At 70.7% G+C, this 12,772-nt stretch carries 8 protein-coding genes and 1 riboswitch; of the genes, 2 read left to right on the top strand and 6 right to left on the bottom strand.

What is annotated here, in order from left to right:
* The first annotated feature begins 53 nt into the window (after nt 1-53).
* Nucleotides 54-4,634 (top strand): diguanylate cyclase domain-containing protein, encoded by a 4,581-nt coding sequence (locus tag ACLV7J_RS11260; RefSeq protein WP_411869187.1) that lies wholly within the window; start codon nt 54-56, stop codon nt 4,632-4,634.
* Here the strand turns inward: ACLV7J_RS11260 and ACLV7J_RS11255 are convergent.
* The gene (locus ACLV7J_RS11255; protein ID WP_411869186.1) at nt 4,621-8,220 is read right to left on the bottom strand and encodes a diguanylate cyclase domain-containing protein; all 3,600 of its coding nucleotides are present in this window, start codon (nt 8,218-8,220) and stop codon (nt 4,621-4,623) included. The genes ACLV7J_RS11260 and ACLV7J_RS11255 overlap by 14 nt on opposite strands.
* Before the next feature lie 369 nt (nt 8,221-8,589).
* Nucleotides 8,590-8,755, top strand: a riboswitch (cobalamin riboswitch).
* A 22-nt stretch (nt 8,756-8,777) separates the two neighbouring features.
* Here ACLV7J_RS11255 and ACLV7J_RS11250 point away from each other — a divergent pair.
* Nucleotides 8,778-9,386, top strand: a complete 609-nt coding sequence (locus ACLV7J_RS11250) for a HupE/UreJ family protein (RefSeq protein WP_411869185.1) — start codon at nt 8,778-8,780, stop codon at nt 9,384-9,386.
* 60 nt (nt 9,387-9,446) lie between these two features.
* Here the strand turns inward: ACLV7J_RS11250 and ACLV7J_RS11245 are convergent, their stop codons facing one another.
* The 5 genes from ACLV7J_RS11245 to ACLV7J_RS11225 all read right to left on the bottom strand — a co-directional run bounded on the left by ACLV7J_RS11245 (nt 9,447) and on the right by ACLV7J_RS11225 (nt 12,704).
* The gene (locus ACLV7J_RS11245; protein WP_411869184.1) at nt 9,447-9,749 is read right to left on the bottom strand and encodes a hypothetical protein; all 303 of its coding nucleotides are present in this window, start codon (nt 9,747-9,749) and stop codon (nt 9,447-9,449) included.
* 90 nt (nt 9,750-9,839) lie between these two features.
* Nucleotides 9,840-10,064: an indolepyruvate ferredoxin oxidoreductase subunit alpha gene (locus ACLV7J_RS11240; protein ID WP_411869183.1), complete on the bottom strand. Its 225-nt coding sequence runs from the start codon at nt 10,062-10,064 to the stop codon at nt 9,840-9,842.
* Nucleotides 10,065-10,095: 31 nt separating this feature from the next.
* Nucleotides 10,096-11,319, bottom strand: coding sequence for an ATP phosphoribosyltransferase regulatory subunit (locus tag ACLV7J_RS11235; RefSeq protein ID WP_411869182.1), 1,224 nt, complete (start codon nt 11,317-11,319; stop codon nt 10,096-10,098).
* 78 nt (nt 11,320-11,397) lie between these two features.
* Nucleotides 11,398-12,312 (bottom strand): inositol monophosphatase family protein, encoded by a 915-nt coding sequence (locus ACLV7J_RS11230; RefSeq protein ID WP_411869181.1) that lies wholly within the window; start codon nt 12,310-12,312, stop codon nt 11,398-11,400.
* Entirely contained in the window at nt 12,309-12,704 is a 396-nt protein-coding gene (locus tag ACLV7J_RS11225; RefSeq protein ID WP_411869180.1) for a 2Fe-2S iron-sulfur cluster-binding protein, read from the bottom strand. Before ACLV7J_RS11225 ends, ACLV7J_RS11230 begins: the two co-directional genes overlap by 4 nt.
* Nucleotides 12,705-12,772: the final 68 nt, after the last annotated feature.

The following is a 12,772-nucleotide window of genomic DNA, read 5'->3' as shown; positions in this document are numbered from 1 at the left end:
CTGGTGATGCGGCCCCTTCCCGTTTCGGCGGCCTGAACTCAGGGCCTGGTGCTGTGCCCCTCACGGCGGCCGGCCGGGAGGCGCTGTTCGAGCAGGTGATGCGCCATGCGGCCGTGGGCATGGCGCTGGTCACGCCGGAGGGTCGCCTGTTGGCGGTGAACCCCGCCCTCTGCCGCCTGCTGGGGCGCGACGAGCAGACCCTGGGCCAGATGCTGCTGCGGGATGTCACCCATCCCGATGATCTCCACGAGAGCCTGGGCCTGGTGGAGGAGGTGCTGGCGGGCCAGCGCGACAGCTTCCAGCTCGAGAAGCGCTACATCCATGCCGACGGGCATGTGATCTGGGGTCAGGTCTCGGTCTCCTGTCTGCGTCAGCAGGAGCAGCTGGAGCCGCTGTTCATCGTTCAGATCCTCGATCTCTCCAGCGCCAAGCAGGCCCTGCAGACCGATCCGCTCACGGGCCTGGCCAACCGCGGCGTGATGGTGGCGCGGCTGGAGGCGGCCCTGGCCGAGCGCGGCGACAGCGAGGGGCTGCTGGCGATCCTGAGCATCGGCATCGATCGGCTCACCCAGATCAACGACGCCCTGACCCACCGGGCCGGCGACCTGCTGATCGCCACCCTGGCCGCGCGGCTGGCCGAGGCCGTCCCCCAGGCGCCGCTGCTGACCCGTGGCACCGCCGACACCTTTCTATTGCTGCTGCCGGACCTGGGCTCGGTGGCCGAAGCCGCCACGCTGGCCGAGCAGCTGCGCCTCGCCTGCAAGGGGAGCCTGACCTACGGCGATCACCGCATCGAGCCCTCGGTGAGCATCGGCATCGCCATCGCCGAAGCCGGCCAGGACGCCGACGAACTGCTGCGCGATGCCAGCCTGGCCATGCGCCAGGCCGCCGCCGAGGGGCGGGACCGGGTGGCCTTTGGCGACCAGGCCTTCAGCGAGGCGGCGCGGGGCGAGCTGGCGCTGCAGGCCCGGATCCGCTTGGCCCTGGAGGGCGATGCTTTCCAGGCCTGGTTCATGCCGCAGGTGGACCTCGACACCGGCGCCCTGTGCGGCTACGAGGCGCTGGTGCGCTGGCCGCAGCCCGACGGCAGCGTGGCGATGCCCGACTCCTTTCTGCCTGCCGCCCGCCGCGCCAACCTCGCCACCGGGATCGATCTGCGGGTGCTGCGCCAGAGCCTCACCGCCCTGGCGGGCCTGCCGCCCCATCAGTGCGTGGCGGCGAATGTGACCCCCTCCACCCTCAGCCATCCGGGTCTGGCCGACACGGTGCGCCAGTGGCTGGAGCAGGACGGCCTGCCGGCGACGCGGCTTCATCTGGAGATCACCGAGTCCGACCTGCTGACGCTGACTCCCGCGGTGAAGGCCACGATCGAGGAACTGGCGGCCCTGGGGGTGCGCTGGCTGATCGACGACTTCGGCACGGGGTTCTCCTCGATCAGCCATCTGCGCGATCTGCCGATCCACGCCATCAAGCTGGATCGCTCCTTCACCGCGGCGATCGCCACGGGCGATCAGAAGAGTGTGAGGCTGGCCCAGGCCCTGGCTGGTCTGGCCGAGGGCCTGGGCCTGGACACGGTGGCCGAGGGGGTGGAGTCGGCGGCGGAGGCGGCCTTCCTGCTGGATCTGGGCTGGAACCACGGCCAGGGCTGGCTCTACGGCAAGGCGGCTCCCATCGACCCCGACCCCAGCGTCGCCTGCTCCCTGAGCCACGACCCCGCCGGCGGCCCGGCGCCGCTCTCCTGGCAACCTGTGCTGCCCATCGGCGTAGCGGGACCGAAGGTGGTGCGCAGCCGCAGCAGCTGGGCCCTGGCCGTCACCGACAGCGTGCCGGTGGGGCTCTACGCGCTGCGGATCACAGCGGCGGGTGAGAAGGAGTTCCTGTTCGTCAGTCGCCGCCTGCTGGAGATGCTGCAGCTCACCCGGGAGGAGGTGCTCGCGCAGGAGTCCCTGGTTCGCGATCGCCTCCATCCGCAGGATCGCGACAGCTTTGAGCAGCAGATGCTCGAGAGCATCGACACCGGCGCGCCGTTGCACTGGGAGGGCCGCCTGCGGATCGACGGAGCCGTGACCTGGGCGCGGATCGAATCCATGCCCCAGCCCCAGTCCGATGGCAGCTGCGTGTGGCAGGGGGTGATGAGTGACATCACGGCCCTGAAACAGAAGGAGCTGGATCTGCAGCGCCTGCTCGACAACGCGCCGATTGCGATTGCGGTCAACTCCCTCACGGACGCCGACCCTGCGATCACCTATCTGAATCGCCAGTTTGTTCGCACCCTGGGCTACGACCGCGACACCATCCCCAGGCTGTCGGACTGGTCGCGGCTCGCCTATCCCGACCCCGCCTACCGCGCCGAGATCATGGGCCGCTGGGCCGTGGCCCTGGAGCGGGCACGCCAGGAAGCGGGCACGGTGGAGACGATCGAAGCCGAGGTGACGGCCGCCGATGGCCGCCGCCGCGACGTGGTGTTCAGCGCCGTGGTGCTCCAGGAGCAGCTCGTGATCTCGATGCTCGACATCACCGAACGGCGTCAGGCGGAACGGCAACTGCAGCAGGCCCGCCTGGAGCTGGCCGAGACCGCCCTGGCGATCACCGAGGCCATCCCCGTGGGCACCTACACGATGCTGCAGCCTCCGGATGGCGGCCTGGCGTCGTTTGTGTTCATGAGCGAGCGCTTCCTGGAGATCTGCGGGCTGGAGCGCGAGGCCGCCACCGCCGATCCCCTCAACGCCTTCGCCTGCGTCCACCCGGACGACTACGACGCCTGGCTGGCCCGCAATGCCGCGGTGTTCGCCACCAAGTCGCCCTTCTATGGCGAGACCCGGATCGTGGTGGAGGGCAAGGTGCGCTGGATCAGCGCCGAGTCGATTCCGCGCCAGCTCCCCGATGGCAGCACCGTGTGGGAGGGGGTGCTGATCGACATCACCGAGCGGATCGTCACCCAGCAGCGCCTGCAGGACAACGAGGCCAGGCTGCGACGCATCCTCGACTATCTGCCCATCCCGATCATCACCTCCAGCGCCATCGACGCGCCCGAGCTTCCCTTTCTGAACCGCCTGTTCACCAGCACCTTCGGCTATGCGCCCGAGCAGGTGGCCTCCCAGGACGACTGGTTCCGGCGGGCTTTCCCCGATCCCGACCAGCGCCGGGCCAACCGGCTGCAGTGGCAGGAGGACCTGGCCCAGGCCAGCCGGAACGGCGGTCTGGTGGTCCCCAGGGAGTATGCGGTCACCTGCCACGACGGCCGCGTCAAGGACGTGCTGATCAGCGCCCTGCTGCTGGAGGACCAGGTGGTGGTGGCGCTGGTGGACATCAGCGAGCGCAACCGGGCCGAGCAGCAGTTGCGCCAGGAGAGGGCCCAGCTGGCGTTGACCCTCGAGTCGCTGCTGGATCCCCACATCACCCTGGAGCCGCAGCGCGACGCCGCCGGTCGCCCGCTGGAGTTCCTCTGCCGCGATGCCAACCTGGCCGCCGGCTCCGACCTGCAGCAGACCCAGGATCAGCTGCTCGGCCGCCCCCTGGCGGAGCTGCTGCCCGCCGATCCCGCCATCGACCTGTTCGGCCGCTGCGCCGTGGTGCTGGAGAGCGGTGAACCCCTGGCGCTCAATGAGGTGCCCTTCCAGCGCGGGGCGACGGGCCGGCAGGGCTGGTGGGACCTGCGGGTGGTCCGGGTCGGCGACGACCTCAGCTGCACCTGGCGCGATGTGAGCGATCGGGTGGAGGCGGCCCGTCGCCTGGCGGCGTCGGAGCAGCAATTCCGCCTGCTGGCCGACAACTCCTCCGATGTGGTGCTGCAGCTGGCGGAGGACGGCACGATCCGCTGGGTGTCGCCGTCGCTGACGGCGATGCTGGGCTGGGAGCCGGCGGAGTGGATCGGCCGGCTCGGCACCGAGTTTCTGGAGCACCAGGGCCAGGCCGACGACTATCGCGCCAACCTGGAGGTCCTGCGCGCGGGCGGCACGGTCGTGGCCCGCGACCGGGTGCGGGCCAAGGATGGCCGCTGGCACTGGGCCGAAACCCACGCCTGCGCCTTCCGTCTGGCCAGCGGCGCCATTGATGGCGTGGTGGCCTCCTTCCGCACCATCGATGCGGAGGTGCAGGCCGAGCAGGAGCTGGCCCGCATGGCCCGCACCGATGAGCTCACCGGCCTGCTCAACCGCCGCGAGGTGCTGGCCCGCATCGACTCCTGCACCGGCCACATCCCCCGCAGCGGCCAGCACACGGCCGCCCTGTTCTGCGACCTGGACGCCTTCAAGTCGATCAACGACCGCCACGGCCACGCCGCCGGTGACGAGCTGCTGCGCGTGCTGGCCGAGCGGATCCGGGGCTGCCTGCGCAGCCAGGATCTGGCGGCCCGGCTGGGGGGCGATGAGCTGCTGGTGGTGCTGCAGGGGGTGCGCGACCTGGACAGCGCCGTGGCCATCGCCGAGACGATCCGCCTGGCGGCCCTGGCGCCGGTGGCCACGGCCGCCGGCGAGCTGCAGATCAGCCTGAGCATCGGCGTCACCCTGGCCCAGCCGGGCGAGGACAGCGATGCCCTGATCGCCCGGGCCGATGCGGCGATGTACGAGGCCAAGCGCGTGGGGCGCAACCGCGTGATTCCGATCCCCGCGCCAGAGGCGATTACAGGGCCATGACGGTGTTGCGGCCCTGGTCCTTGGCGGCATACATGGCGCGGTCCGCGCGCCGGAGCAGCAGGTCCGAATCCTCCCCCTTGGCGTGCAGGGCCACCCCGATCGAGAGGGTCGGGGTGAGGCGCACCGGGCCGAGTTCGATCGGCTCGGCGGCCAGCCGCCGCAGCTTCTCCGCCACCTGCAGGCTGTCGGCGGTGCTGCGCACCCCATCGAGCACCACCAGGAACTCATCGCCGCCGATGCGACCCGCCAGATCCTGATCGCGGATGCCGCAGGCCAGACGCTTGGCCACACCGCGCAGCACCGCATCGCCAACGCCGTGGCCATAGGTGTCGTTGATGGCCTTGAAGTTGTCGAAATCGCAGAAGAGCAGGGCGATCGGCTGGATCTGCTGGGGATCGTGATCAATCCGCTGCTGGAGCCAGCCAAAGATGTTGCTGCGGTTGCGCAGGCCCGTGAGTTCATCGGTGTTGGCCTGCTGATGCAACCGCCGTTCCTGCATCACCTGCTCATCGGCGGTCTGCAGGGTGAGCACATAGCCCTGCTCAAGGGCATCGGCCGGCAGGCCGGCCAGATTGGCCTGGTCGCTGGCCCGCAGGCTGTGGCCCTGCAGGCGCCGCAGGTTGAGCTCCACCCAGCACCAGCCGCCGCGGGGATCCGCCATGCGCAGGCGACCCTGCCGCACATGGCCGTGGCCCGCCAGCCACTGCTCCAGCCGCACGGGCTCCGGCGTGCCGCTGGCCGAAACGAACAGGTCGGAAAACGACTGGCCCAGCCACTGCTCCGGTGCCCAGTTCGTCATCCCCTGCAGCGACGGTGACACCCAGCGCACCCGCTGATCGATGCCCAGCAGCACGATCACCTCCACCAGGTTCTCGGCCAGCAGTTGATACAGGGCCGCCGCATCGGCCAGGCTGCGCACCGATTGGCTGCGGCTGGTCACATCGCGCCAGGTGAGCGTGAGCAGATTGCCGCTGGCATAGCCCCGCAGGTCATAGACCCGCACCGCCTCCGCGGCCCCATGCTGCCCGTAGGCAAAGTCGTTGAGCTCCAGGGCGGCTCCGCTGCGCAGGCACTCGATGCACTGATCCAGCAGGCCACTGCCCTGCAGATTCGGCAACAGCGTGGAGATGCGCTGGCCGATCACCGTTTCGCGTTCCTGCTGCAGGTAGTGGCAGGCGGCCTGGTTGGCCTCCAGCACCACAAAGTCGAGGATGGCGCCCATGGCGCCGTAGCTGGCCTGCAGCAGGAAGTAGGCATCCGGGGAGACATCGAGCGAATGGCGCAGCACCTCCAGCTGCTCGAAGCTGGAGGCCCCGGAGCGCAGCGGCATGGCGGCGGGCTCGAGCTGCCGCTCCAGCTCCAGGCTGGTGCCGGCCCCCAGCACGGCGGGGCCGCAGGCGCTGGCTGGGGCCGGGGTCTGCAGCAGCGCGCCGAAGGCCTCCAGACCCATGGGTTTGCCGCAGAGGTAGCCCTGATACAGCTCGCAGCCGAAGCCCTCCAGGGTGGCCCGCTGCTCCTCGGTTTCCACCCCTTCGGCGATGCACTGCATCCCGAGTCCGAGCGCCAGGGTGATGGTGGCCTGCACGATGGCCTGATCTTCCGGGGCCGCCGTGATCATCTGGGTGAAGGCTCGGTCGATCTTCAGCTTGTGCACGGGCAGGGTGCGCAGCAGATCGAGCGACGAGTAGCCGGTGCCGAAGTCGTCGATGGCGATGCGGAAGCCCTGATCCGCGAGTTCGCGCAGCTGTTCGCGGGTCTGCAGGGGATTGGCGATCAGGGCCGTTTCGGTGATCTCCAGCTCCAGATGCTGCGGGGAGAGTGCGTGTGCCTCCAGGGCATCGAGCAGCTGGTGCACCAGCTGGCGATCACCGCCGTCAAACAGGCGGGTGGAGATGTTGATCGCCAGGGCCGGCACCGTGAGGCCCAGCCGATGCCAGCTGGCGATCTGCTCCAGGGTCTGATCCAGCACCCAGCGGCTGATCGGAAAGATCATGCCGCTCTGTTCGGCCACGGGGATGAACTGGGAGGGGGGCACCTGAATGCCCCGCTGATTGGTCCAACGCAGCAGCACCTCACCACCCACGAGCTGACCGTTCCTGTGGGTCTGGGGCTGCACCAAGAGCCGCAGCTGATCACTGTCCAGGGCGCGGTTCAGCTCGGTGTCGAGCTGCATGCGGTCGCGGATCTGGTGGCTGAGGGCCGTGGAATAGGCCCGCAGCTGGCCATGGCCCTGGTGCTTGGCCTCCATCAGGGCCGTGTTCGCCGACTGGATCAGTTGCTGTGCCGTGTCGCCATGCTCCGGAAACGTGCTGATCCCCACGCACACGCTGGGGTTGATCGGCAGTTCAGGGATGAGGGGCGGCCCAGCCTGCAGCTGGCTCTGCAGGTGGCGACCCGCCTTGATCGCCTCCCCCAGCGAGATCACACCGCGACTGCGGATCACCAGGAATTCATCGCTGCTCAGCCGCGCCAGCCAGTCGTCGGCCTGTGCGATCTGGCGCAGGCGCTCGGCCATGGCCACCAGTAGCCGATCGCCGACTTCGGGTCCAAAGTTGTCGTTGAGTTCCTGAAAGCGATCGATGTCGATGCTCAACAGGGCCAGCGTGGCGTTGTAGGCGCGCCCCCGCAGGATCTGTTCCAGATGTTGCAGGGATGCCAGCTTGTTGGGCAGGGTCGTGAGCGGATCGTTGCTGCGCATCTGCTCGATCGAGTGCTGCAGCTCCACCTGGTGGGTGATGTCTTCCAGGGTTCCCACCACCACGCTGGGATTGCCGCGGCTGTCGTACTCGGCCTTGCCTCGGGCGCGCACCATCTTCTGATGGCCCTGGTCGAGAAGCAGACGATGGCAGCTCTCAAACACGCTGCCCCGATCCACCGCCATGAAGAAGTCGCGCCGCCACTGGGCCCGATCATCCGGGTGCACCAGGCTGGCGTAGGCCTCCATGCTGGGTTTCGCCCTGGCGGGATCCAGTTCGCAGATGCGATAGGTCTGGGCTGACCAGCGTGTGCGTTCACCGCTGAAGTGGTACGACCAGGAGCCGATGCCACTGAGCCGTTCACTGTCATCGAACAGCCGGGTGGTGGCCTTCAGTTCGCGGCTGATCCGTTCGGTCTGGGTGCGATCCGTCACCACCGACACCAGCACCTGGTGGCCGTTGAGCTCACAGACGCTTTGGGACACCGTCACATCCAGCACCGTGCCGTCCTTGCAGCGGTGACGCGTGTTGAAGGCGCCGCCTCCCTCCCGCAGGATCGCGGCCACCTTCTCGGCCACCCAGGCGCCGTCGTGGTCGGGATCGGCCTGGAGCTGCTCGGGACGCAGGGCCAGGAAGTCGTCGCGGCTGTAGCCCAGTCGCTGGTGGGCGCTGGCATTGCAGTCGATGAAGCGACCACTCGGCAGCTCGGCGATCACCAGATCGGCGTTGCTCAGCTCAGCCAGGATGTGGAACCCCTCCAGCAGCCGGTCCGCGCCACCGTTGGCTGCGCCACCATGGACCGTGCCGCCGTTGGCCGTGTCGCCATCAACCCTCTCGCCGTCGACCGTGTCGCCGCTGAGTGTGCTTGGTTGGGCGACCTTGCCTGCCATGGGGGCGACCAGCTCAGGCCAACCGTAGGCCTCGGAGTCTGGGCAGCCAATGTCACTCTGAGGGGCTGTAAAAAACGTCCACTCAGTTGCACGACGGACGTGGTCAAAGCACCGGCACGGCACTACTTAACCCTAGCGGTCCTGGGTCGGCCGCACAAGCGTGGCTGGCCTCTGGCGCCCGTGAACACCTGAGGTCTGATTGCGCCTGGATGCACTCCGTGTTGAGGGTCTTCGCGTCTCCTGGCTACCTCTTCTGGAGGTCTGTGTGGTGGGGCGGTGTGTGGCTCTGGCTTGATTTCTGCCCCTGACGGTGCAGGGTTGCCCCAGGCCGTGTCGCGACCCCCGGCAACGGCGGCTCCACGGCAGCCAGGGCAGAATGGATTGAGCGGTTCCAGTGGGTCACGCCCTGGAGGTAACGAGGAAAGTCCGGTGGGCCGCAGGCCTGGTCTGCGGCGAGTCCGGCGCTGTCCCGCAGCTGTGATGGAGGCCCACCGCTTCCTCAGTCAGAACGCTCACCGCCTGCTGTCTTTCCTCTCCGGCGCGGACCGGCTCCCTCGATGACCCCGACCCTGTCCCCCAGGTCCCTGACCCTGCTTGGCGGTACGTCCGCCCTGGCGCTGCTGCTGCTGGGTCAACCGGCCCAGGCGCACCAGCTGGCCGGCGGCGGCCTCGCCTCCGGATTCCTGCATCCGATCTCCGGGGCCGACCATCTCCTGCTGCTGATCGCGGTGGGGGCGGCGGCCTCCCAGCTCTCCAGCCAGCTGCTGCTCTGGGCCCTGGCGGGCGCGGTGGCGGGCGGCGTGGCCGGGGCCCTGGGCGCCAGTGTTCCCGGTCTGGAGCTGCTGGCGGCCCTGGCGATCGCGGCTGTGGCCCTGCTGGTGCTGCGCGGCGTCCGCTCCCATGGGGCCACGCCTCAGGCCGTTGGCGGAGGTCTGGTGGCCGCCGCCGTGGCCAGCCACGCCATGCTCCACGGCCTTGAAGCTCCAGCCGCGGGCGCTGCCCTGGGCTGGTGGGTCGGCGCCCTGGGCGCTTCGGTGTTGGTGAGCGGCGGCAGCTTCCTGGCCCTGGGCCGGATGCCCCAGGCCTGGACCCGTGCCCTGGCCCTGCTTCTTGCCCTCAGCGGCGGCGTGGCCTCCCTGGGAGCCCTCGGCCTGCTGGCGCGCTGACGCCGGCTCCGCCGGCCCCCACGCGCTCCAGGGCTGACCGGCCGGCGGCGACCTCCTGGGCTACTCCCCGAACAGGTCGCCGCCCAGCCCCGGGGAGCCCATCGGGCCCAGGGGAGGCAGCAGCTCGTCCTGCTGTGGCGATCCGGCGCTGTCGAACAGCTGCAGCTCGGGCATCGCCTCGTCGTCCAGCTGCTGGGTGGGAGTGCCGCGCGGCCGCAGGGCACTGGCCGCACCGCCCGCGTCGAAGCTGGCGGCGCTGGCCGGGTCGCTGATCAGCAGCAGCAGGACACAGCAGAGCCCCAGCAGGAGCTGAACCAACCCACGGTGCTGGCCATGGCGGCGGTGCAGCGTGCAGGTCGCCACCGGTTCGACCAACGGCTGGCGGAGCGGGCGGGGCAGGGGATCGCGCATCGGCCGTCTCCAGGACTGGGGGCTGGGCGGCAGCGGCGGTGGTCAGCCGGCCCGCTGCAGCTCGGGTTTCTCCTCCGGCACGATCGCTCCGGCCACCGGGCACACCTGCAGGCAGATGCCGCAGTCGATGCAGGTGTCGAAGTCGATCCAGTAGAAGCCGGTGCCCTTCACGTTGGCACCCTGGCCGGGATGGATGCAGGCCACCGGGCAGGCATCCACGCAATCCGCCACGCCCTCGCAGACGTCGGTGAGGATCGTGTGGGCCATGGGCGTCTCGGGCGATGGGCTGGGCCGGATCCTAGGCAGCGCCGGGCTCCACCCAGACGCTGCCGGCGCAGCCGCGCCCGCTGGCGATGGCCTCGGCGCTGGCCCGCGTCGGGCAGGGTTCCGCCAGCAGCTCGGCCCGCTGGCCGGCCCCATGCAGCTGCTCGAGCCGATCCAGGGCGGCGGGCAGCGCCAGGGCATTGGCGTAGGCCACCAGCACCGGCGGCTGCGGTGCAGGGTCGGCGACCTCCCCATCGAGCAGCTCCCGCAGCGCCTCCACGGCGAAGCCGAAGCCCATGCCGGAGGCGCTGGAGCGGTCCTGCTCGCTGCTGAAGCGCCCCACCAGGGCGTCGTAGCGGCCGCCGCTGGCCAGCTCCACCGGCGCGTCGGCCCCCTGGCAGACGAGCTTGAGCACCAGCCCGTCGTAGAGGTCGAAGTGGGGCTGGAAGCTCGGATCGAGCTGCAGGGTCACCCCCTGGGCCGCCGCCACCGGCGCGATGGCCTTGAGGGTGGCATCCAGGTCGTCGAGCAGGGCGCAGGGGCCCAGCTGCTGCTCAAGCTGATAGAGCACGGCGACCGGTTCGCCCCGCAGCCGCATCAGGGCCTGCAGCCCCTGGCGCTGGCGCTGGGGCAGCTCCAGCGCCGCCAGCGCCAGCGGATCGAAGCCGGTGAGGGCTTTCCGCGCCGCGGTGCGCTGCTCCGCGGGCACCTGATCGAGCAGGGCCGAGAGCACGCCATGGTGGCCGAGCAGCAGGCGGGGCTGGTGGGCGGCCGTGATGCCCACCCGCCGCAGGCAGGCGAGCAGCAGCCGCAGGAGTTCCGCATCGGCCACACCGGCCACAACGCCGTTGGGGTCGCCGTTGCTGGCGCCGCTGCCGAGCAGCTCCACGCCGCTCTGGAGCTGCTCCTCGATCCGCTGGCCGCCGGCATCGCCCACGCCACTGCGGAACACCACGCCGCTGCTCCACAGCCGCAGGGGCCGGGGCCGGGCCGCCAGCCGCGTGCAGGCGGCCCGGGCGATCGAGGCGGTCATCTCCGGCCGCAGCCCCAGGGGTTCATCGGCGGCCAGGCGCACCAGCTCCCGGCTGGCGATGCCGCCACCGGCCTCCAGGGTCTCCAGGCGCTCGACCGTCGGGGGTGCCACCTCCTGGTAACCCCACAGGCGGTAGACCTCCGCCAGCTGGTCGCAGAGACGCCGGTTGCCCTCCACCTGGCGCGGATTGAGGTCCCTGGCGCCGGCGGCGGGTTGCAGGGCCATGGGGAGGGGCGGCGACGGAGATCGGGCACGATCCTATGGATCGGCCCCCGGGGTGCCCTGCGCCAGCTCAGCGCCGGCTCAGCCCGGCCCCGGGTCGGCGCCATCCAGTTCGGGCGCGCCGAAGCTGACGCCGCTGAGGGGACGGCAGGCCGCCAGGCCGTCGATCAGGCTCTGGCGCAGGCCGGGGGTGCAGGCGATCAGGCGGCCGGCGGCCAGGGTCGCCGGGCCACCGTCGTAGGCGCACACCACCCCGCCCGCCTGCTCCACCAGGGCCACGCCGGCGGCCAGATCCCAGGGGGAGAGCCCCCGCTCCCAGTAGCCATCGAGCCGGCCCGCCGCCACGAAGGCCAGATCCACCGCCGCCGCCCCGCCGCGCCGTACCCCACGGGTGCGGTGGGTGAAGTGGGCGAACTCGGCGTAGTTGTTGTCGAGGCGGGTGTGGCGGTCGTAGGCGAAGCCGGTCACCAGCAGCGACTCCGCCAGCGCCCTGCAGCCGCTCACCTGGATCGGGGCGTCGTTGCACCAGGCCCCCAGGCCCGGCGCCGCCCAGTAGAGCTGCTCCAGGGCCGGCACCGCCAGGGCCCCCAGCAGCGGCTGACCGCGCCAGGTGAGCCCGATCGAGGTGCCGAAGAAGGGATAGCGGTGGGCGTAATTGGTGGTGCCATCGAGCGGATCGACGCACCACTCCAGCTCCGAGGCGCCGGCCCGACGGCCGCTCTCCTCCGCCAGCACGCCCAGGTCCGGCGTCTCGGCCTCCAGCACCGCCAGCACGGCCCGCTCGGCGGCCACGTCCGCTTCGGTGACCAGATCGCCGGCCCGGCCCTTCTCGCGGATCTGCTCCAGCTGGCCGAAATGGCGCCGCAGCTCCGCCGCGCCGGCCTCCGCCGCCCTCCGGGCGACGCCGGCCAGCCGCTCCAGCTCGGCATCGGGCAGGCCCGAGCCCTCGCGGGCCGCGTCGCTGAGGCGCGGGGGCAGGCTGGCGCTCAGGCTCATTCGTCGTCGAGGGGCAGGCCGGGACGCACCTTGCCACGGCCGAAGTGGCGTCCGAACTGCAGCTCGTACACCTCGTCCTCGTCCTGGGTCTCCACCTCCAGGGGGCCGAGGGCCCGGGCCACGCACAGCAGGCCAAAGCCCTTGCGGCGCACCTCCCGCGACAGGCCCAGGGATTCCCGCTGGTCGATCTCCCCGGCAATCACCCGCACGGCGCAGGCGGTGCAGCAGCCGTTGCGGCAGCTGAAGGGCAGCGGCTCCCCCTGCTGCTCGAAGCTGCGCAGGATGTACTCGCCCTCGGGCACCTCCAGGCGGATCGTGCGCCCTTCCTGGCGCCAGTGCACCGTGATCGGATGGCTGCGGCTGGCGCTCGAGGGGGTGCTGCTGAACGGCATGGCCGGCGGGCGGAGCGGGAGGGGGCGACTGCTACATTCTCACCGTTGCCCCACTCCAGACATCAACG

It is taken from the genome of Vulcanococcus limneticus LL (assembly GCF_943369875.1).
Lineage (GTDB): Bacteria > Cyanobacteriota > Cyanobacteriia > PCC-6307 > Cyanobiaceae > Vulcanococcus > Vulcanococcus limneticus_A.
The sequence above is the reverse complement of the archived record's forward strand: the minus strand, read 5'-3'. Positions and strand labels throughout refer to the sequence as shown.